At 45.4% G+C, this 21466-nt stretch carries 17 protein-coding genes; 3 read left to right on the top strand and 14 right to left on the bottom strand.

The genetic code is table 11. The features are described from left to right. Window positions 1-42 precede the first annotated feature (42 nt). The 8 genes from ABZR88_RS04200 to ABZR88_RS04165 form a co-directional block, all read right to left on the bottom strand. Window positions 43-921 carry a DUF4349 domain-containing protein gene (locus ABZR88_RS04200; RefSeq protein WP_107829991.1) on the bottom strand — a complete coding sequence of 293 codons (879 nt, stop codon included), beginning with the start codon at window positions 919-921 and terminating at the stop codon, window positions 43-45. A gap of 315 nt (window positions 922-1236) precedes the next feature. Beyond that, window positions 1237-2130, bottom strand: coding sequence for an ATP synthase F1 subunit gamma (gene atpG / locus ABZR88_RS04195; RefSeq protein ID WP_107829989.1), 894 nt, complete (start codon window positions 2128-2130; stop codon window positions 1237-1239). 109 nt (window positions 2131-2239) lie between these two features. Further along, complete coding sequence (gene atpA / locus ABZR88_RS04190) at window positions 2240-3814, bottom strand: F0F1 ATP synthase subunit alpha (RefSeq protein WP_107829986.1); 1575 nt, start codon at window positions 3812-3814, stop codon at window positions 2240-2242. Window positions 3815-3851: 37 nt separating this feature from the next. Then, window positions 3852-4400 (bottom strand): ATP synthase F1 subunit delta, encoded by a 549-nt coding sequence (gene atpH / locus ABZR88_RS04185; RefSeq protein WP_107829984.1) that lies wholly within the window; start codon window positions 4398-4400, stop codon window positions 3852-3854. A 105-nt stretch (window positions 4401-4505) separates the two neighbouring features. Next, window positions 4506-5015 carry a F0F1 ATP synthase subunit B gene (gene atpF, locus ABZR88_RS04180; protein WP_107829982.1) on the bottom strand — a complete coding sequence of 170 codons (510 nt, stop codon included), beginning with the start codon at window positions 5013-5015 and terminating at the stop codon, window positions 4506-4508. Window positions 5016-5110: 95 nt separating this feature from the next. After that, window positions 5111-5317, bottom strand: a complete 207-nt coding sequence (gene atpE / locus ABZR88_RS04175; protein ID WP_107829980.1) for an ATP synthase F0 subunit C — start codon at window positions 5315-5317, stop codon at window positions 5111-5113. A 47-nt stretch (window positions 5318-5364) separates the two neighbouring features. After that, entirely contained in the window at window positions 5365-6372 is a 1008-nt protein-coding gene (atpB, locus tag ABZR88_RS04170) for a F0F1 ATP synthase subunit A (protein ID WP_369434705.1), read from the bottom strand. A gap of 463 nt (window positions 6373-6835) precedes the next feature. Then, on the bottom strand, window positions 6836-7060 hold the full coding sequence (locus ABZR88_RS04165; protein ID WP_107829974.1) for an AtpZ/AtpI family protein: 225 nt from the start codon (window positions 7058-7060) through the stop codon (window positions 6836-6838). 72 nt (window positions 7061-7132) lie between these two features. Between ABZR88_RS04165 and ABZR88_RS04160 the strand changes: the two genes are divergently transcribed. The 3 genes from ABZR88_RS04160 (at window position 7133) to uvrC (ending at window position 14219) form a co-directional block, all read left to right on the top strand. Then, a complete protein-coding gene (locus tag ABZR88_RS04160) occupies window positions 7133-10093 on the top strand; it encodes a tetratricopeptide repeat protein (RefSeq protein ID WP_146166578.1) in 2961 nt (986 codons plus the stop codon). Between the two features lie 2 nt (window positions 10094-10095). Further along, on the top strand, window positions 10096-12336 hold the full coding sequence (locus tag ABZR88_RS04155; protein WP_107829970.1) for a penicillin-binding protein 1A: 2241 nt from the start codon (window positions 10096-10098) through the stop codon (window positions 12334-12336). A gap of 80 nt (window positions 12337-12416) precedes the next feature. Then, window positions 12417-14219 carry an excinuclease ABC subunit UvrC gene (gene uvrC, locus ABZR88_RS04150; RefSeq protein WP_107829968.1) on the top strand — a complete coding sequence of 601 codons (1803 nt, stop codon included), beginning with the start codon at window positions 12417-12419 and terminating at the stop codon, window positions 14217-14219. 334 nt (window positions 14220-14553) lie between these two features. On the opposite strand, the gene gldN is transcribed toward uvrC, so the two are convergent. The 6 genes from gldN to ABZR88_RS04120 form a co-directional block, all read right to left on the bottom strand. After that, window positions 14554-15537 (bottom strand): gliding motility protein GldN, encoded by a 984-nt coding sequence (gldN, locus tag ABZR88_RS04145; protein ID WP_107829966.1) that lies wholly within the window; start codon window positions 15535-15537, stop codon window positions 14554-14556. Between the two features lie 6 nt (window positions 15538-15543). After that, entirely contained in the window at window positions 15544-17052 is a 1509-nt protein-coding gene (gldM, locus tag ABZR88_RS04140) for a gliding motility protein GldM (protein WP_107829964.1), read from the bottom strand. Window positions 17053-17102: 50 nt separating this feature from the next. After that, complete coding sequence (gene gldL, locus ABZR88_RS04135; RefSeq protein WP_107829962.1) at window positions 17103-17909, bottom strand: gliding motility protein GldL; 807 nt, start codon at window positions 17907-17909, stop codon at window positions 17103-17105. A 76-nt stretch (window positions 17910-17985) separates the two neighbouring features. Next, a complete protein-coding gene (locus tag ABZR88_RS04130; protein ID WP_211309850.1) occupies window positions 17986-19314 on the bottom strand; it encodes an SUMF1/EgtB/PvdO family nonheme iron enzyme in 1329 nt (442 codons plus the stop codon). Between the two features lie 227 nt (window positions 19315-19541). After that, a complete protein-coding gene (locus ABZR88_RS04125; protein WP_107829958.1) occupies window positions 19542-20300 on the bottom strand; it encodes a uroporphyrinogen-III synthase in 759 nt (252 codons plus the stop codon). A gap of 40 nt (window positions 20301-20340) precedes the next feature. Continuing rightward, the gene (locus ABZR88_RS04120; protein WP_107829956.1) at window positions 20341-21339 is read right to left on the bottom strand and encodes a DUF4271 domain-containing protein; all 999 of its coding nucleotides are present in this window, start codon (window positions 21337-21339) and stop codon (window positions 20341-20343) included. Between the last annotated feature and the right edge of the window lie 127 nt (window positions 21340-21466).

The raw sequence follows: 21466 nt of genomic DNA, 5'->3' as shown, positions 1-21466 counted from the left end.
AATAAAAATGTTTACCTAATTACCCGCATTTGTTTCATTTTTTTAAACGGCAGGTAATGGCTTTGTCTCATCAGCACGGTGTCTATATCTCCGGAAGATAAAAAACGCACCTGTAACAATAACAATTAGTACCCAAAGGTTACAAAGCGTTATAATCAGCTCTTTAAATATATCCCACCCGTCTGCCAAACTTTGGCCCACTCTGGTTATGAACGGCAAGCGATAAGCATCCGGATTATCATTGGCTATCACCTCTGTAGTAATTGTATTATTCTGATAGATACTCAAACTCACCGTACTGTATCTTACTTCCTGATCAATACGCTGATTATTGATCTGCTGATCTATCATATCGTCTTTTAGCGCCATCACATCCTCTGCGTGTTTAATAACTACTTTACCTTTTTTCTGCCCTCTAATCACCTCCTTCCTGCTTTGCAATTTTAACCGGGCCGATAAATAGTCAAGCGTTCTGTCTTCAATATCCATACGGCGCAGACTTACGTAAGTGCCCAACTTGGCTGCTTGCGTCATAAAGTCATCCAGTTTTTCTGAGGGGACCTTTACGGTGATATCAGCAGTAGTATTTAAGGCTGTAACCCGCATTATCGAATCTTCGCTTTTCCGGATATCGTGACTGCTTTCAACGCTTGAATTCATTTGATGATGTGTAATCATGCCGTTGAACTTACCTGTAAGCGCTGACACTTCTTCTGAGGCCCTATCTACACTCTTGACTTTGAAACGCATTTCGGCCGTTTTAACCAGTTTGGGGCTGGCGACACTATCTGCCGCCGAATAATTACTTGCCGTATCAGCAGCGGATGCGCTGGTATTTGCTACCTCGTATTTTGATTTTGAGCCCGAGCATGAGGCAAGCAGTACGATGCCGGCCAGCAGCACGAATAATTTTGTTTTCATGATGTTTAGATTTTTGTTGGTCTTTAAGAGACACCCTTTTTATAATTGAGCCGGCCGGCGTTTTACGCTGAGGATGTGTGGTTTATTTTCTTATTGATACAGGATGAGAAGGAAAAGTAACCCGTGGGGAGAGGATTTTTTTGTTATCTGCTTTTCAGGTCATCCCGAACTTGTTTCGGGACCCCACATACCAAGTTAGTCGGCCTGCCGGACTTGCAGATGGGGTGCTGAAACAAGTTCAGCATGACATATTTGAGACCAACAAAAAAGGCCACCCTTTACAGGATGGCCTATCATTATCTTGATTGGATAAAATTAACCGTTTGATAAGGCTGCCGCACCGCTCACAATCTCTGTCAGCTCGGTGGTGATGGCTGCCTGACGCGCCTGGTTGTAAGAAAGCTTCAGGGCTTTCAACAATTCGCCGGCGTTGTCGGTAGCTTTGTCCATCGCGGTCATACGGGCGCCGTGCTCTGAAGCATGTGAATCCAGTACCGCTTTGTACAATTGTACTTTGATATTTTTAGGAATCAACTCGGCAACAATCTCTTCTTTAGAAGGCTCCAGGATGTAATCAACCTGTGATGCAGCCGTGTTTTTTACTGATGCTTTAGCCTCAGCTTTTGGCACTGGCAGCAACTGCTCGGCAACTAATATTTGTACGGCAGCATTTCTAAAGTGGTTGTATACCAACTCTACCCTGTCATACTTACCGTTTACAAAACCTTCCATAATGGCTTCAGTAACTGCAGAAACAGTGGTGAAGTTAAGGTTGGTGTAAACCTCGTTATTGTTACCAATAACGTTGTAGTTACGGCGCTGATAAAACTCCTGTGCTTTTTTACCAATAGCAACGATAGATACATTGCCGGCAGCTAACTGCTTGCTGTATTTCTCTGCTATGAGGTTATTAGCCGTTTTGATGGCGTTGGTATTGAAGGCACCGGCCAAACCACGGTTTGAGGTTACCACAACAACCAGCACACGTACCGGTTCGCGCTCCTGCAAAAAGGGTGATGAACCCTCCTCCAGACTGGCAGACAGGTTGCCCAGCAGCTCTTTCAGCTTCTCGGCATACGGACGCAGCTGTACAATGGCATTGGTAGCTCTCTTCAGCTTTGCTGCCGAAACCATTTTCATGGCTTTGGTGATCTGCTGCGTTGAGTTGATGGATGATATCCTGTTTCTTACTTCTTTTAAATTAGCCATTTATTGAATGTGCAAATTTCAGATGTGCAGATTATTGCCTGTATTATTTTGAAATGTGCGGATCATGCAATCATCTGCATATCTTGCATATCCGCACATTTGCACATTATTAGTATTTACCTGCCAGTTCTTTAGCTACTGTTTCCAGTACGCCTGTTAACTGATCATCAAATTTGCCTGCTTTCAGGGCGGCTAACACCTCAGGGTGACGCAGCTCCAGCTGGCTGGTATACTCGGCCTCAAACTCACGTACTTTGTTTACAGGCACGTTACGCATCAGGTTTTTAGTACCTGCGTAAATGATAGCAACTTGTTTTTCTACAGTTACCGGAGCAAACTGACCTTGTTTCAGGATCTCTACGTTACGGGCACCTTTATCAATTACGTTTTTGGTAGAAGCGTCAAGGTCTGAACCGAATTTAGAGAAAGCTTCCAGCTCACGGAACTGGGCCTGGTCAAGTTTCAAGGTACCGGCAACTTTCTTCATTGATTTGATCTGAGCGTTACCACCTACACGAGATACAGAGATACCTACGTTGATAGCCGGACGCACACCTGCGTTGAACAGGTTAGACTCTAAGAAGATCTGACCGTCAGTGATAGAAATTACGTTAGTTGGGATATAAGCAGATACGTCACCAGCCTGAGTTTCGATAATTGGCAGCGCGGTTAATGAACCACCACCTTTAACGATACCACGGATTGACTCCGGCAAATCGTTCATCTGTGCAGCGATGTCATCGTTAGCGTTGATTTTAGCGGCACGCTCCAGCAAACGGCTGTGCAGGTAGAATACGTCACCTGGATAAGCCTCACGGCCCGGTGGACGACGCAGCAACAACGATACCTCACGGTAAGCAACAGCTTGTTTTGACAAATCATCATAAACGATCAGTGCCGGGCGACCGGTATCACGGAAGTACTCGCCGATGGCAGCACCCGCAAATGGCGCGAAGAACTGGGTTGGAGCAGGATCTGATGCGTTAGCTGCTACAATGATAGAGTATGGCATAGCACCGTTCTCTTCCAGCGTACGCACGATGTTAGCTACGGTAGAAGCTTTCTGACCGCAAGCAACGTATATACAAATTACAGGCTGACCTGCTTTGTAGAATTCTTTTTGGTTGATGATGGTATCGATACAAACCGCAGTTTTACCAGTCTGACGGTCACCGATAACCAGCTCACGCTGACCACGGCCAATTGGAATCATCGCGTCGATAGCTTTGATACCAGTTTGCAGTGGCTCGTTTACCGGCTGACGGTAGATAACACCCGGAGCTTTACGCTCAAGTGGCATCTCGTAAGTTGTACCGGCGATAGGGCCTTTACCATCGATAGGCTCGCCCAGCGTATTAACTACGCGGCCCAGCATACCTTCACCTACGCGGATAGAAGCGATTTTTTTGGTACGTTTAATAGTGTCACCTTCTTTAACACCTTCAGACGGACCTAACAATACCACACCCACGTTATCTTCTTCCAGGTTAAGTACAATGCCTTGCAGGCCGTTCTCAAACTCCACTAACTCACCCGACTGTACTTTTGTTAATCCATAAACGCGTGCGATACCGTCACCTACCTGAAGCACAGTACCTACTTCTTCTAATTCAGTTGCTGACTTAAAGCCCGACAACTGCTGACGCAGGATTGCCGATACTTCGTCTGGTCTAACCTCTACCATTTTTAATTTTTATTTTTTTAGTGTTAGTTTCAATTAATTATAGAACTACCTTTTGGGCAAAATCTTTCTTTATACGTTTCAAGCTCGCCAATACGCTGGTATCGATCTGACGATCGCCAACGCTAAGCACAAAACCGCCAATCAGGCTTGGATCAACCTTGGCCTGTAACACAACGGTACCACCGGTGATGGTTTGTACTTCGGCAGTAAGCTGTTTCTTGTTTTCTTCAGAAAGCGGCGCAGCCGATACCACAGTAGCTTTAATGATATTTTTGATTACGTTATACTGATTAACAAACTCCTGTGCGGTTACAAATAAAATCCCGGCACGGCCTTTATCAACCATAATGCGTAAAAAAGCTGCAGTTGTTTTGTTGAAGCCTGCAGCAAACAGCGCATCCAGTATTTTTTTCTTTTTATCGTGTGCAATAATGGGGTTTGCCAATACCGCCTGCAGCTCAGTGCTGTTACGTACGGTTTTTACAAAAGCATCCATATCGGTTTTCACCAGCTCCAGCGCTTTCTGCTCTGTAGCAAGATCAATTAACGATTTGGCGTACCTGGTTGCAACTGTTAGTTCAGACATCTTTTATTTCGGATTTCGAATTTTCGATTTCGTATTTACTGTTTCAAAATTGGGTTTCAGGAATTCGGCAATTTAAATCCTAAATTCCACATCCGCAATTCGAAATTACTTCAGCTTTACTTCTTTTAATAGATCAGCCACCAGCGCATCCTGTTTGCTGGCATCTTCAAACTGCTTGCGCAAAATTTTCTCGGCAATATCAATTGAAAGAGTAGCTACCTGGTTTTTAACATCAGCCAGGGCAATAGCTTTCTGGTTGTTGATTTCCAAACGAGCGTTCTCAATCATACGGGTACCTTCAATCTGTGCAATAGTTTTAGCTTCATGAACGATCTGATCTTTCAGCTGACGAGCTTCAGACAGAATACGATCGCGCTCGGCACGTGCTTCTTTCAATAAAGATTCGTTTTCGGCAGTTAACAACGCCATTTCTTGTTTTGCAGCTTCAGCTTTCAGCAAAGCGTCTTCAATAGAGCGCTCGCGTTCGCCGATGGCATTCATAATTGGCTTCCAGGCAAATTTACCCAGTAAAATCAGCAACAATACAAACGCAACTAAAGCCCAAACAACAAAACCAAGGTGGTCGTTTAATAAGCCGTCAAATAACTCTTCCATTATATGTAATTAGATCTTGATTTTTAAATTTTTACAATTTAAGTAAAACACAGCCGGTTGCCAACCGCTACCGTGCTGTGTTTTGTTTTGGCAAATTATTTGCCCAATAACGCAACTACCACACCGAACAGAGCAACACCTTCTACAAGGGCCGCAGCGATGATCATGGCAGTCTGAATTTTAGAAGAAGCTTCAGGCTGACGTGAGATACCTTCCATGGCTTTACCACCAACCTGACCGATACCGATACCAGCACCGATTACAGCTAAACCTGCACCTAATGCAGCAATACTTCCAGTCATTTTGTTAAAATTTAAGGGTTAAAATATAATGTATAATTATGTACTAATTAATGGTGATGCTCCTCAACAGCTGTACCAATGAACAGCGCAGTAAGCATCGTGAAAATAAACGCCTGCAGGAAAGCAACCAGCAACTCCAGCACATCCATAAATAATACGAAGGCTACAGATACAGGCGCAATCATCAGCGATTTAAAGATAAAGATCAGCGCAATTAAGCTCAGCACGATGATGTGACCTGCAGAGATGTTTGCATACAAACGAATCATCAAGGCGAATGGCTTAGAGATTACGCCGATGATCTCTACCGGGATCATAATTGGATACAACCACAGCGGTACATCTGGTCTGAAGATGTGTTTCCAGTAGTACTTGTTAGCACTAAAGTTAACCACCAGCATTACGATGAATGACAATACAAAAGTTAACAGGATATTACCGGTTACGTTAGCACCACCCGGGAAGATCGGGATCAAACCCATCAGGTTAACAATCCAGATAAAGAAGAAGATGGTTAACAGAAACGGCATGTACTTTTGGTAACGGTAACCAATGTTAGGGCGGGCAATCTCGTCGCGCACAAACATAATCACCGGCTCAATCAGCGATTGGAAGCCTTTTGGCGCCTGGCCTTCGCGTTTTTTGTAGGCCTTAGCCACGCTGAAGAAAATCAGCAACAGCACGATTGAGGCAATCCACAAAGCCAGTACGTTTTTGGTGATAGAGAAATCATAGATATGATAAGAAGCAGCTTTATCCAGGTTACCTGAAGCATCAACTACTTTTATTTTATCTTCTATTAATTTGTAGGTATAATATTTACCCTGATAAGCAACCTTGCCGTGATCAAGTTTATCAACCATGAAACACTCAGTACCCTTATCTGTAAACAGTATTACTGGCAGTGGAATGTACAATTCGCCGCCTACATGCCAGTAATGCGAGTCGCCGATGTGTTCTAGAATTGCAGTTGTTGGATTGAAGGCCTCCTTTTCGGCATTTTTGGCTTCTGCAGGGCCGTTTTCACCTTGCGCAGCAAAAGTTTTGAATGTCAATACCGATAAAAAAATGCTTAAAACAACGCTTAAGGTGATTTTTTTTGATCTGAAAATGTGCTTAAAATCCATTTAATTGAAGATTTTTACTTTCCGTTTTGGTCGCGCAAGTTACACAATAGCCCATATATTTCAAAACCTGTATTAACTAAATACAAATAAAAAAAGCTGAACACGAAATGGAGCGAATTATGGGGCTTTTTGTGCAAATAAATTAACACAAAAATCATACAGGCTAACAGCTTTATGGTAGTTGCCGCCAAAAACAACTGTACGCCCATTTTATCGTTTTTTTGCTGCCCGAAAATTACGGTGCCACACACTAAGGTGGTAACAAGGAAGAAAAAGCCAAACATCTTCCAAAAGGCAGGATCAAGTAGTTCTGCATGCCCCATATATGATAATACAAGCGGCGGCACAGCAATAATTGCAGAAAAAATAAGGAAGGAAATACTAACGCGGATCAATCTTGTTTACTAACTGATTTTATAACAATGTACAAAGATATAAAAACGCCCGCTAAAGCCATCACCGCAGTTACCCACTTGGTATCGTGTTTAGCATGCTCGTCTATAGCGTACCCTCCCCAGCTCATCAACCCGATGATGACCACCATCTGGAAACCCAGCCCGGTGTACTTGGCATAATCGCTGCCAGCCTTGCCTAGTTTGCGTTCATTTTCATCCATGTTGCAAATTTATTGATCCTGTTATAATGTATTTAGTAAATTAGCAATATATAAATATACCGAAATTAAGCCTTGAAGCGCAACCAAACATCTATCCTATACCTGTTAACTTCCCTTTGTTTGCTATTTTTTTTGGCCGCCTGCTCGCTCGAGAAAGAGAGTGCAGTAAACCGCGGATTGCAAAATCTTACAGCACACTACAACATTCTGTTCAACGCCAACCAGATATTACAGCAAAAACAACTCGATTACGAGCAGACCTATATAGATAACTACGCCGAGTTGCTCAGCATTTACCGTGATACCGTGGCCGTGCCTGCAACAGATAAAGACCTGGATGCTGCCATTGCCAAAGCCAACAACATTATTGCCATAAAAGAGCAGAGCCATTATATAGGCGATGCGTACCTGGTGCTGGGCAAGGCCAACCATTTGTACCGCCATTATTATAATGCGGTAGAGTATTTCAGGTATGTTGTCAACTCGTTCCCCAAACGGGCAGACTTGAAACAAGAGGCACGCATCTGGCAGGTGCGCTCGCTCATCTACCTCAATCAAATGCCCGAGGCCCGGTCTGTACTTGACTCTGTATTGAAAAATGCGGAACAGAAAAAAGGCTTGCCTACCGATGCTTATGCTACGGCCACAGCCTTTGATATGGAGACCGGCGCCTACCCCGATGCCGAGCAACATTTAAAGTTGGCCCTTAAACACACCAGCAGCAGCACGCAACGCCTGCGCTGGACGTTCATCCTGGCGCAACTGCAGGAGCTGAACCATGAACCGGCCGATGCTTATGCCAACTACATGCGTGTAGAAAAAAGTAACGCCTCGTTCGAGCTCTCTTTTAATGCCAACCTGAACCGCATCCGCTTGGAAGATGCCCGCCAGGGCGTGGGCCTTACCCGGATGCAGCGATTGATCCGTTTGCTGCGCGATGATAAGAACGCGGAGTTTATTGATCAGATCTATTACCAAATGGCACTGCTTAACCTGGCCAATAATGATATTGATGCCGCGGTGAAAAATCTGCAGCTATCGGTAAGAAAAAGTACACGCAACCAAAATCAGAAAGGCCTCTCCTATCTGCGCCTGGCCGATATCAACTTTAAAAACAAAGGCAACTATGTGGCGGCTAAAAAATATTATGATAGCACGCTCACCAGCTTGTCGCCTTCATATCCCGAGTATACGCTGATCCAAAAAAAAGCGGAGAACCTGCAGGTACTGGCAGACCGCCTGCATATTATATCTTATGAAGACACCTTGCAAACGCTGGCCAAACTGGATGAGGCTACCCGCAAGGCCCGCCTTGATGAAATGGCGGCCAATCACCTGAAACAAATGCAGGCAGCAGAGCAACAGGCCGCAGCAAGTGGCGACCCGTTTGCCAGTCAGAATAGTCCATTTAATAATTTAGGAATGACAACGCCGCAAGGGAATCAAAATACAACCACCGGCAGCTCATTTTATTTTTATAATGCCGGAGCCGTTAGTCAGGGTTTTACCGATTTTAAAAAGCGCTGGGGCAACCGTCACCTGGAAGATAACTGGCGCCGCAGCAAGCGCTCAAACAGCAACATGACCGCCAATGCCACTAACCTGGCGCAAAACGTAGATCAGAATACCGTACCTAACCAGATCCAGAAAAGTGCCGAGGGCGTGGCCGCACATGATTATCGCCAGGTATTGGAGCAAAGCATCCCGCGCACGCCAGAGCAGATAGATCATTCCAACCAGCGCATTTATAATGCCTATCTGGACATCGCCAATTTCTACCGTGATATTTTGCAAGATAAAAAAGAGGCCGTAGAGAGTTATGAAACGCTGCTCTCGCGCTTTCCTAATGACCCGAATAAATCGATGATCTATTATAACCTGTATCGCCTGTATACAGAGTTGAATGATCCGAAAGCGTCGATCTATCGGGATCTGTTATTAAAAGATTTTCCAAACAGCGTTTATGCCAAGGTAATTACCGATCCTGACTATGCCCGCAAACTGGATGATAAGGACGCAGAGTTCAACGCCTTCTATAACCAGGTATATGATCTGGTGGCCGGCCGTCAGTATGCCGAGGCCATTACCCGTGCCGATGCCTTATTAAAGCAGTACCCTGACAATAAACTGGCACCTCAGCTGGCCTACCTGAGAGTGATTGCCAACGGTCACCAGGAGAAATTGGAGCCGTTCCGCGCCGAACTATTGGCGGTAACCACTGCCTACCCTAACGATAGGCTTATTGTTCCGTTGATTAATGAACATATATTATATATAGACGCCAACAAAGAGGCCATGGCCAAACGCCCCTTCGCGTTGATGGATAACGACCCGAACGAAGCGCCGTTCATCCCCGCAATGGCCCAACAACCGGCACCACAGCTGGCACAGAACAAACCAGTACAAAGCGTTCCGGCACCGGCCAAGCCTGCTATTGCTCCGGCTAAGCCAACTGCCGTTACGCCGCCGGCAGTAACGCCACCTGTGGTCACTGTTCCGGTTATTAAAAAACCGGTTGATACCCTGGTTAACAACAAGCCGGTAACAGCACCTACTAAGTTAAAGCCAACAGATACCATTGCCAGTGTACCGCCACCGGTCACAACGCCTCCGGCAAACAATCCGCCTCAAACCATAGCGCCACCTGCCAAACCGGTAGAAGAGCCTTCTATATTTAACATGCGCGATAGCACACATTATTATTTTGTGGTAAATGTAGCTACTGCCACAACTAACCTGGCATCTTCGCGTTTTGGTATCGGGCAGTATAATCGGGTTAACTATGCCAGTGCCGGCATCAAGCACCAGTTAAAAGATGTGGGTGCCGATAACCAGCTGATTTACGTTGGTGTGTTTAATAACCTGGAAACCGCCAAAGTTTACACACGCGGTATTATCCCGCTGATGCCGCAGATTATGAAGGTGCCCGCAGATAAATACAGCTTTTTTATTATTACCCAGGAAAATCTGAATAAATTAGCCGACAAAAAAACGCTGGATAGCTACGTGAGCTATTACCAGAAAAACTACTAGAAATGATTATTAAGCTTGCCCCTCAAGATATAAAAAGGTATAACGGCATCATCTGGAAAGTCGTTATCGGCGGTTTTGCCATTGTTGTGCTGCTCTTTCTGGCTACGGGTTTCGGTCTATTTGGTGCTTTGCCATCCTTCCGCGATCTTGAAAACCCTAAAAGCAACCAGGCCACCGAGATTTTAAGCGACGACGGCCGCACGCCACTGGGCAGTTACTATGTTCAAAACCGCTCTAACGTAACTTTCAAAGAGCTATCGCCAAACCTGGTAAACGCACTGATCTCTACCGAAGACAACCGCTTCATGGAGCACTCGGGGATCGATTTCCAGCGTGCATTTACCATGATGCTTTATAATGCTGTTGGTAAACAACAGGGCGGTAGTACCATTACGCAGCAGCTGGCGCTTAACCTTTTCTCAGAACGCTCTCACAATAAGTTTAAACGTATCATCCAAAAATTGCAAGAGTGGATCACCGCGGTAAAGCTGGAGCGCCAGTATACCAAAGAAGAGATCATCACCATGTATTTCAACACGGTTGATTTTGGTGCGTATAACACCTTCGGCATCAAATCTGCCGCACGGACTTATTTTAATACTACGCCAGATAAGTTAACGCCAGACCAGGCGGCTATGCTGGTGGCCATGGTAAACGGACCGAGCTACTTCTCGCCCATCCGTCACCCAGACCGTGCGCTGAGTCGCCGTAACTTTGTACTGGGCCGTATGGCTGCAGAGGGCAAACTAAGCGATGAGCAAGCCAAAGAGTTTCAGGCCAAACCGCTGGGACTGCATTTCCATCGCATTGACCATAATGAAGGTTTAGCGCCATACTTCCGTGCAACTATTAAAGACTATATTCAAAAGATCCTGAGCGAGCACGGCATCACCAAAGCCGATGGCAGCCAGTGGGATCTGGACCGTGATGGTTTGAAAATCTATACCACCATCAATGCCACCATGCAGCAATATGCAGAAGAGGCCCAGGCCGAGTACATGCGCACGCTGCAAGCCCAATTCAATGCACACTGGAAAGGTATCAGTCTATGGAAAAGCGTTCCTAACTTTAAGCAACTGCTGGATCAGGGCATGCGCAATTGCGACCGCTACCGTGAACTGAAAGCCCAGGGACAATCTGAAGAAGAGATAAGGGAGAATTTTAACACGCCTGATACCCTGGAGCTATTTACCTGGCGCGGTAAAATTGATACGGTGATGAAGCCGATTGACTCTATTGTTTACAACAAAATGTTATTGCGCAACGCGCTGATGAGTATGGACCCAACCACCGGCTATATTAAAGCATGGGTGGGAGGTATCAACTTTGAGCATTTTAAATATGACCAGGTTAAACAAGGTACCCGTCAGGTGGGTTCAACCGCTAAGCCGTTTACTTATGCAGTGGCGATGGAAAACAGCTACTCACCCTGCATGCAGGTAAACAACGTGCCCGATACCATTTATTATGATGGCAAAGCCTGGTGTCCGGGTTCGTCTCCGTCTGAAACTAAGCCGGGCATGATCACATTGCGCACAGCGCTAGCCTTCTCGCAAAACTGGGTAACCGCCCACGTAATGAAAGAGGTTGGCCCTATTGAAGTAGCCAAGCTGATCAAAAACTCAGGCATTACCTCGCCGGTAGATCCGGTTCCATCTATCTGCCTGGGTACATTTGATGCCTCTGTATTTGATATGACCGGCGCTTATTCCATTTTTGCCAACCAGGGCATCTGGAACGAGCCCACCTGGCTGCTTCGCATCGAAGATAAAAACGGCAACATACTCTATACCCAACATACTAACGTAAAACAGGTGCTCAACTCAGAGACTGCTTACGTGATGACCTATATGCTGAAAGGGGTTATTGAAAACGGTACTGGCTCGCGAATGCGCTATAAGTATGGCCTGAGTAACCCAATAGCAGGCAAAACAGGCACTACCCAAAACAACTCCGACGGTTGGTTCATCGGCATTACACCTCAATTGGTCACCGGCGTGTGGACGGGTTGCGAGGATCGCGCTATCCACTTCCGCAGCACCAGTATGGGCGAAGGCGCCAATTCTGCACTGCCTATTTGGGCTGGCTATATGAAACGGGTTTATAATGACCCTTCGCTGGGCATCAAACGTAATGTCGACTTTGCACAACCTAAAAATGGTGTTACTACCGTACTGGATTGCAATGCCTATCAGCAACAACAGGAAGGCACTACAGAGGCTGATAAGAAGTTAAGTTTTTAATTAATTTTGTAGTCCGGAGGTCGGAAAAATCCGAAGTTCCGTTAAAAACTTATTTCCCCCTTTAGGGGGACAGGGGGCGTATGGAGCGATTTGATTACAGGGAAGCATTAAAAAAGATACCGCATAAGCCGGGGGTTTACCAGTATTGGGATGCCAACAACGAGCTGATGTATATTGGCAAGGCAAAAGACCTGCGCAATAGGGTATCGTCTTACTTTGTAAAAGACAACCAGCTGAACGGAAAAACCCGGATGCTGGTATCCAAGATCCGCAATATTACTTTTACTCTGGTTGATACCGAAATTGATGCCTGGCTGCTGGAAAACAGCATGATCAAGAAGCATCAGCCACGCTATAACATCAACCTGAAGGATGATAAAACCTACCCCTGGATCATCATCAAGAACGAGAATTTCCCGCGCATTTTCTGGACACGCAAGATCATCCGCGATGGCTCTAAATATCTTGGTCCTTACGGGTCTGTAGGGATGATGCACACCATCCTTGATCTAATCCGTGAGACCTATCCCCTGCGCACCTGTACCCTGCCGCTCACCCGTGCCAATATTGATGCGGGTAAATTCAAGGTATGCCTGGAATATCAACTGGGTAACTGCAAAGGCCCATGCCAGAACTTCCAGACCGAGGAGGATTACCAAAAGAATCTGGACGAGATCATTAACATCCTCAACGGTAAAACTGGTGCGGTGGTTAGAGCACTCAAGAACGACATGGATGCCGCTGTTGCAAATCTGGATTTTGAGCTGGCGCATCGCCTTAAAACCAAGTATGATGTGCTGGAGAAATACCAGAGCAAATCAACCGTGGTTAACTCTTCTATTACCGATGTAGATGTATTCAGCATTGCCAGCGAGGAGAAATACGCCTTTGTCAACTTCCTGAAAGTGATGAATGGCACCATCACCCAAACGCAAACCATCGAGCTGAAAAAGAAACTGGATGAGAGCGATGAAGAATTATTAAGCTTCGCGATATCGGAGTTCAGACAACGTTATAACAGTCATTCAAAAGAGATTATCGTACCGTTCGACCTGGAACTGGACGACCCGACGATTAAGTTCACCGTACCTAAACTTGGCGAAAAGAAGAAGCTGCTGGATCTGTCTCAGAAAAACGTGATCTTCTTCAAAACCGAGCGCATTGACCAATACGAGAAACTGAACCCTGATGTAAAGATAGACCGGCTATTGACACAGATGATGAAAGATCTGCGCATGAACCAGCTGCCGCGGCACATTGAGTGTTTTGACAACTCTAACTTTCAGGGCAAATACCCCGTATCGGCCATTGTAGTATTTAAAAACGCACGACCGTCTAAAAAAGACTATCGCTTCTTCAACGTAAAAACGGTAGAAGGCCCTAACGACTTTGCCACCATGGAGGAAGCCGTTTTCCGCCGCTACAAACGTACGTTGGATGAAGGTAGCGAGCTACCTCAGCTCATTATTATTGACGGCGGCAAGGGCCAGCTATCATCGGCCCTGAAAAGCCTCAAACTGTTGGGTATTGAAAAGCAGGTAACCGTAATAGGTATTGCGAAGCGCCTGGAAGAACTGTTCTACCCCGGCGATCAGTACCCGATGTATCTCGACAAAAAATCAGAAACCCTCAAAATAATCCAGCAACTGCGAGACGAGGCCCACCGCTTCGGCATCACCGCGCATCGCAAAAAACGTGATAAAGGCACGTTGGTAACTGAGCTGGAATTGATACCAGGCATCGGCAAAACAACTGCAGATAAACTTCTAAAATTCTTCCGGTCGGTTAAAAAGATCAAAGAAGCTACAGAAGAAGAGTTGTTGGAGGTAGTGAATCTGAAGCAAGCCAAAGCCGTGTTGGAGTATTTTTCGAAAAGCAATTAAGCCACTAAAAAACTGTCATGCTGAACTTGTTTCAGCACCCCATCAAACAAGCTGCGGACATTCATATTGCGCGTGAGGAAATTCTCTTGTACTTGCGAGAGCGTATGTTTCCACAACGTCATTGCGAGGAACGAAGCAATCTCTGCATAGGACTATCGGACACACCTATACATTTGCATGTACAGAGATTGCTTCGTTCCTCGCAATGACGTAATATAAGATCCACTCAATAAAAATGCCCTTAGAAGTTTTATCCTCTAAGGGCACCGGATATGGTTAGTGGTTTGATTGACTTTTTAGTGCCTCTGCACCTTATCTCCACTCATTTGTTCTTTTAGTACTGCCACAGGTCAAGCTCCCAGTCCATCAGCGCCTTCTTAATGCGCTGCGACTCATACAGGCGATCTACCCCCTGGGCATAATCTTTTATACGCTCGTCTTTATCGTTTGATTGTTTAACTATATAGCTGGCAAAAAGACGCTTCATAAACACATCGTCGTAGCTCAAGCCGGTGGCGTCGTTATTGTGGTTCACCACTTCTTTGGTAGCCAACAGTTGGCGTGCATCAGGGAAATAAATCCAGAACGCAGGCTGCATATCCAGATCTAAACCAGTAGCGGCTTTAGGCTTAACCAGCGGTGCCAGGCCAATAATGCGCGGCTCAAATACCGAGCGTTGTTTATCAAAATACCAGTCTTCTTTGATACGGAAACGTACCACACTGTCAGGATTAAACTCACCGGCTACACGCTGAGAGCTTACTACGTTACCCAAAGAATCCAGTTTGTTTACTAATGAGCTGTCGGCCATTTTTGATTTGGCTTCTCCCGGGGTCATTGGTCTTGAAAAAGCGTCGCCTCCCGGATCATCTTTAGTCGGGGTTGGATCATAAGCGGTCAACTCACCTGCAGCAACGGCATCCATAATCAAGTCGATCAGGCGCGCCTTGGGCGAACCCATATAAAGGTTCATTTTCTCGCGGATGTCGATCTCCTCCCACAAGCGCTTTGAAAACACTACGTCGCTCTCGCGCAGGTTTGCGTAAGGAGTAGCTTTTGCGCTCAGGATATTAGTTTTTTTATAATAACCGTCTAACGGGCGCTCAAATTTTTTGGCGGCCAACGTGGCTCTGTGCGATGTATCTGTAACCGTTTGTACCGGCGGGATATTACCAGCCGATTGGTTGCTTGTCTGCGTAGCCGGTTTAGCGGCTGCAGTTTTCTTTACAGCGGTGCGTTTTTTAGTAGTGGTGCGCTTTTGGGCGTAAGCACCAACGCAACACAAACAAAGCACAACAATTAGTAATTTCTTTTTCATAGCTCCTTAATTAGTAGCCGATAACACAATAGGATCAATTTCGCGCTGCACACCATCAGGACCAACAGCGGTAATATCCCTGAACACAACGGTAGAACCAGGGGTTACGCTGCTCAACGCGGTTTTCATATCACCAGTTAGCACATTGCCGCTGCCTGGTTTAATTATAGCATCCTGACGCGGTTTTACCACCAGCAGGGTATAATGCGTTACACTAAATTTAGCATCAAAATCAAAACCATCCAAACGGGCAAACAGTCTGTCTTGTGCACGGATGTTAGCCGCGCTGGTGTTGCCACCGCTCTTGCCCGCAAAGAACGCTTTAGGATCAGGGATGCGCTTGGTACGGAATTTTGTTGTACCCAGCACCTGACCTTTCTCGCCGGTTACCGTAACGTTGGTCTCACCGATTGAGCTTACTTTAGCAATGTACTTACCATCAGAACCGCTAAGCGAGCCATTGCTCATGCTGACGTGCAATACACCTTTAGCCACACCCGGTGCTGAAATAGACAGCGGGTTTTCTACACCTATGTACAACACGTTCATCTTATCTGCAGATACTACTGCAGATGGACGGGCAACGGTATACGTTTGCGTTGGCGTAGTATAAGTTTTACTGGTGCCATCTGTTTGCTTTACGGTAATGCTCGCTGTCCAGGTGTGTACACCTTCTGCGCCTGTAGTAACCGAATATTTACCCTTACCCTCTGTAATTGGCAATGTAGAACCGTTTACAGTAATGGTTGGACTTGACTTCGAGTCTGACGCTGTCAAGAACACCTCAGCGGTATAAGGCTGCCCGGACAGCACATAGCTGCTTGGCGCTACTGCAACCGCAGAGAATTTATCCAGCGTTACCAGAGCCTGATCCATTTTGCCGAAAACACGTTTTACAATTTCTGTTTCAGCGTTCTTGGTATCAGCCTGAATTTTGGTTAAAACAGTTAACGCAGCAGTAAGCGGCGTACCATCACCAAAGTTTGATTGCTCCCAGGTTCCTTTTTTGCCGTCCTGAGCATCCAGTGTAAACGTTACGCTGGCCTGATCCTTCTTATTAAGCAGACCAATCAGCTTGGCACGCGTCTCCTGTATCTTTGCTTTCAGGGCTTTACCTTTACCTTCGTTAATCATCATGCGAGGCGCAATATCCATATCTGAGCGTTTGGTAACGTCATTGGTTTCCGGATCCATGCCTTCGCCTTCTTTGACCATTTGGCTCTTCAGATCCTCAACATAGCTGTTCAGATCGTCAGAATATTTTTTCGCCGCGTTAGCCGTGTCCAACAAAGGACGAGCTCTTTCTGGCGATTCTTTCATTTTAGTGGCCTCGAACGTTGAGAAGAGTTGATCGATACTTGCCTGAGAGTTGTTCTTCGCCGTGTTCATGCTTTCCTTTAAGTTACGGAAAGCGTTCAACACCGAGTCAGACACATTTAATGCAAGCATCGCAATCAACACCAGATACATGATGTTAATCATCTTCTGCCGGGTCGTTTCTTTACCTCCAGCCATCGTTTATCCTATCTTCAATTATGTGTAAATACTAAACTAAAATTGTGTTATTAGGTTCTCGGCTGGTTCATTGCTGTCAGCATGTTACCATATATCGAGTTTAACGAAGCAAGGTTCTTGGCTAAACGACCAACCTCGTCTTTAAACTGCTTAGAGTCTTCCATAGACTCGTTAAAATTTTGCATGGTTAAAGAAAGGTTAGAGTAGAATTTGTTCATTGATTTCAGGTGAGCGCTTGAATCCTGCAGTTCCAATTCGTAAACTGCATTTAACGCAGACAGATTTTTGGCCAGATTAGTCACCTGCTCATGATATGCTTTTGAATCAACATTTGAGTTACCCATTTCAAGCAGATTAGCTGACGCTTTTTCAAACGCAGCACCTAAGCCCTGGTAGCTGGCTGTTGCTGACTTAACACTAGCAGCAAACTCATTGGTTGCGGCACCGGCATCAGCCACTTTTGAGATTGAAGCAACCTTATCGCCAAAAGTGCGCAGACCTTCGCCCAGGCTGCTAATCAGTTCCGGACCAATTTTGGCATCGCTCAGCATTTTGTCTAAAGCTGCGGTATTTGAAAAACCTTGAACGGCAACCGGCGCGGCTTTGCGCTCTGCAGGGGCACCGCTATAATCATCTCCTAATTCAGGATAAACGCGCTCCCATGGCAAATCCTCTCCCGGTGCAAAAAAACCAGTAATAAAGAACAAGCAGGCCTCAGTGATCAAACCGGCCTCAATCAGAGTATCACCTCCATGGTAGTGCAAAATTTTAAACATCGCACCAATAATAACCACACTCGCACCCCATGAAATACAGGTGTGTAACCAGTTCATTTTTAACTTTTTCTTGCCTGCCATAATTAATTTTTCAATGCCCGTTTTTGGGGAAAGTTTCTAAAAAATTTTAAGTTGTAAAATTGATAAGAGGTTGTTGTTAGCGTTTGTCTTTAATATCACGGCCCTGATAGCTGGTTACGCAACGGAAGCCGATGTAAGATTTTGCTGAATCCTGGTACTCATACGTACGTGATGAGTTTTGAAGGAAGTAACCGATGTCTTTCCATGAACCACCTTTAACCACTTTGCGTTTCAGCACTTCCGGATCGCCAGCTTTAGCTTCATAGTTAAAGGTTGGCGCCATATCATGCACAAATGATGATGATGACTCGTCAAAAGATGATTGTGTCCACTCGGCTACGTTACCGGCCATGTTGTACAGGCCGTAATCATTAGGGAAGTAAGAACGTACGTTTACGGTATAATAACCACCGTCTGCAGCGTAATCGCCGCGACCGGGTTTAAAGTTGGCTAATAAACAGCCTTTGGCATTTTTAATGTAAGGGCCACCCCATGGATAGTCTGTGCCGATACGGCCACCGCGGGCAGCGTATTCAAACTCAGCCTCGGTAGGCAATTGGTAAGGCGCACGTGGAGGTAAACCTCTGGAGTGTTTGTAAGCCTCGTTGTAACGCGTACGCCATACGGTAAAGGCACGTGCCTGGCGCCAGGTTACACCCACAACTGGGTAATTATGAAATGCAGGGTGAGAAAAATAACCCTGTGTCATCGGCTCGTTGGCCGCGTATGAGAAATCGCTCAGCCACACCAACGTATCCGGATAAACCTGCACGGTATCGCGGAAGATGAAATCTGAACGTTTTTTAGTTTTATCGTTGTGGTAATTGGCAGCATCGCGCAGCACAAATAAAGAATAATTGTACTTCAGCAGGCGCACATCAATCTCATCACGGTCAAATACACGGTCATCACCCTGATAAAACATACCCTGTAACTTGTTGGCGTTAGGGTTACCTTTACCGCGCGAACCCCAGATAGGCATCTTTGATACTTTAGCCCAATCAATGTATTTTCTACCGTCAGATGGGGTTGCAGCACCTTTGCCAGTGCGGGGTTTAATGTAGTATTTATCGTCGTTAAGGTAGTTGGTGATGGCTATTGAATCGCGCACCCAGTTTACAAATTGCTTGTACTGGCTGTTGGTGATCTCAGTTTGATCCATGAAGAATGGCGCAATGGTAACCTGCTTATTCTGAGTAGTTTGAGCAAAGGTTACATCCTGGTCTGTTTGGCCCATAAGAAAAGATCCGCCCGGAATGTAAACCATTCCGTAAGGCACTTCTGCCCTGAAGGTACGCTGTGGTATACCTCTTACCTCACCTCTGTCGCCCCCGCGCCCGGCTCCACAGCCAGATAACATCGCACAAGTCGCACCCGCCAATAATAAAGAGTATATATGTTTCATCATGAAATCAAATCGTTTTACTCAAAATGCAATAGCACTAATTAGCATCGAATATATTTAATTTAAGCTGATATTTGAAAATATATTTTTTCAAAATACTGTTAAATCAATATTTTCTTCGGCGCTATATCAAGTAGCAACTATTGTACCTTAAACAGGCTTTTAAACGAACATAGCCGAAATAAAGTTTCGGCTATGTTAATCAAAAAACGATAAATTTCAGATTTTTATTTATTTACCTGCTTAATGTATTGCTCAATAGCCATGGTCATAGACGGGGCGCTTGGCGTAGGTGCAGGTATATCAAGCAATAAGTCGGCTTCCAGCAGCGCTTTATGGGTTGTGGCGCCAAATGCTGCTAAGCGGGTATTATTTTGCTTAAAGTCGGGGAAATTTTTAAACAACGATTGAATGCTCGACGGGCTAAAGAAGGCGATGATATCATAAAACACCTCAGCCAGATCGCTCAGATCGCTGCATACCGTGCGGAACAATACCGCAGGGGTAAAGTTATAACCATTCTCCAGCAAGAACTTCTGAGTTTCCTCGGCCGCCACGTCAGAGCATGGATACAAGAATTTTTCAGAAGCATGTTTCTTCAACACCTCGGCCAGATCTGCTGCGGTTTGTTTACCAAAGAAGATCTTGCGTTTGCGGTACTGGATGTATTTCTGAAGATAAAGGGCTATGTTCTCGGTAAGGCAGAAATATTTCATTTCTACGGGCACCTCAAAACGCATCTCCTCGCAAATGCGGAAAAAATGATCGGCCGAGTTACGGCTGGTGAAAATAACTGCGCTAAAATCAGCCAGGTTGATCTTTTCTTTCCTGAACACACTAGCCGGTACGCCCTCAACATGGATAAACGACCTGAAATCAATTTTCAGGTTGTACTTTTTAGCCAGATCAGCGTAAGGATTTTTATCGCTTTCGGGTTTGGGCAAAGTAACCAATATACTCTTAACCCGCTTCTTTCTGTCTTCCAATTTTTAATCGTTAACTATATCTAAAAAGACTATCTGTTCTCTATATATTCAATGCCTTTACAAGTATCAAAACTGGGCAAATTTCGAGGGCACAAAGATAGATAAATAAATAAAATTTATGAAATCTAAAATTGGAAATAATGTTAACACTGCTGCGCAGGTACTGCCATATAAAAATAAGCACAATGAGCACCAATGCTATGTTAATGATATACTTAGACATACTATCGGGCAGCAAACAGAAACAAAGGGTAATAGGTAAAAAAACCAGCGCAATGTTAAAGTAAGTAAGGTATAAAATGGCAATATAATCGCTCACCACGCGGTTTACGTTAAACACAAAGCCAATAAAACGCAACACCAACAACTTCAGCGCAAACAAGGCCACGATACCGATAGAAAGCATCAAAAACAGCTGAAAACCAGACACACTGTAATATTTATCATAAGCGGCTGATACCTGGTAGATAAACAAACCCGAAGCCAGCCCGAACAACACGAACATAGCCACAAACGTCTGCGAATTGAGCAGGCTCTCCTCCTTGCCTGATTGCGCCGCACGCCTATCATAAAAAGAGTTCAGCACGGTCTCCACATCTTTACCCATCAGCAAATTAAGCAGGCACATATAAATGGCCAAACCAATTACCACCGCAATACTCCAGGGTGCGCGCTGATGCCGCGCTGTGCCCTCGCGCACCAATCCACCACCGGTTTTTGGAGAGATATCCAGGAAACCTCTTCCCTTATCCTGATACAACACATGTGCAAAAATATACTGGGAGAACTGGTTAACGAGCGTTGAATCCGGGTGACGGATGAACTGTGTGGAAACAGAGTCGGCCACAAACCGCTGGCGGACCTTCATGGCTTCGGCGATAGAATCCATCATCATACCGGCAGCGCTGGTATCGCGCAGGCGTGGTTGTGGTTGCAATTCAGGTGTAACAGCAGCGGTACTGGTATCTTCTTGCTGTGCAAATACAGGAGCACATAAACCCAAAGTCAGCACACATAATAAAAGAATCCGCCTCAGCATCAATATCAGCTTATTTTTAAAGCTGCGAAGTTAGGAATTAGATTGGAGATTAACTCCCCAAATCCCCACAACAATATTACTTGTATAAAGCCCGCCCGAAAACTAACTTTGAGAAAACCAAAATGTT

This window comes from Mucilaginibacter yixingensis (assembly GCF_041080815.1).
GTDB lineage: Bacteria > Bacteroidota > Bacteroidia > Sphingobacteriales > Sphingobacteriaceae > Mucilaginibacter > Mucilaginibacter yixingensis.
Note: the sequence above shows the minus strand (reverse complement) of the source record. Positions and strands in the feature narration are given on the sequence as shown.

What these genes read in the sequence shown, in the direction of transcription:
- ABZR88_RS04200 (WP_107829991.1), bottom strand. Translation starts at nt 921, where the DNA reads ATGAAAACAAAATTATTCGTGCTGCTGGCCGGCATCGTACTGCTTGCC.
- atpG (WP_107829989.1), bottom strand. Translation starts at nt 2,130, where the DNA reads ATGGCTAATTTAAAAGAAGTAAGAAACAGGATATCATCCATCAACTCA.
- atpA (WP_107829986.1), bottom strand. Translation starts at nt 3,814, where the DNA reads ATGGTAGAGGTTAGACCAGACGAAGTATCGGCAATCCTGCGTCAGCAG.
- atpH (WP_107829984.1), bottom strand. Translation starts at nt 4,400, where the DNA reads ATGTCTGAACTAACAGTTGCAACCAGGTACGCCAAATCGTTAATTGAT.
- atpF (WP_107829982.1), bottom strand. Translation starts at nt 5,015, where the DNA reads ATGGAAGAGTTATTTGACGGCTTATTAAACGACCACCTTGGTTTTGTT.
- atpE (WP_107829980.1), bottom strand. Translation starts at nt 5,317, where the DNA reads ATGACTGGAAGTATTGCTGCATTAGGTGCAGGTTTAGCTGTAATCGGT.
- ABZR88_RS04165 (WP_107829974.1), bottom strand. Translation starts at nt 7,060, where the DNA reads ATGGATGAAAATGAACGCAAACTAGGCAAGGCTGGCAGCGATTATGCC.
- ABZR88_RS04155 (WP_107829970.1), top strand. Translation starts at nt 10,096, where the DNA reads ATGATTATTAAGCTTGCCCCTCAAGATATAAAAAGGTATAACGGCATC.
- uvrC (WP_107829968.1), top strand. Translation starts at nt 12,417, where the DNA reads ATGGAGCGATTTGATTACAGGGAAGCATTAAAAAAGATACCGCATAAG.
- gldN (WP_107829966.1), bottom strand. Translation starts at nt 15,537, where the DNA reads ATGAAAAAGAAATTACTAATTGTTGTGCTTTGTTTGTGTTGCGTTGGT.
- gldM (WP_107829964.1), bottom strand. Translation starts at nt 17,052, where the DNA reads ATGGCTGGAGGTAAAGAAACGACCCGGCAGAAGATGATTAACATCATG.
- gldL (WP_107829962.1), bottom strand. Translation starts at nt 17,909, where the DNA reads ATGGCAGGCAAGAAAAAGTTAAAAATGAACTGGTTACACACCTGTATT.
- ABZR88_RS04130 (WP_211309850.1), bottom strand. Translation starts at nt 19,314, where the DNA reads ATGAAACATATATACTCTTTATTATTGGCGGGTGCGACTTGTGCGATG.
- ABZR88_RS04120 (WP_107829956.1), bottom strand. Translation starts at nt 21,339, where the DNA reads ATGCTGAGGCGGATTCTTTTATTATGTGTGCTGACTTTGGGTTTATGT.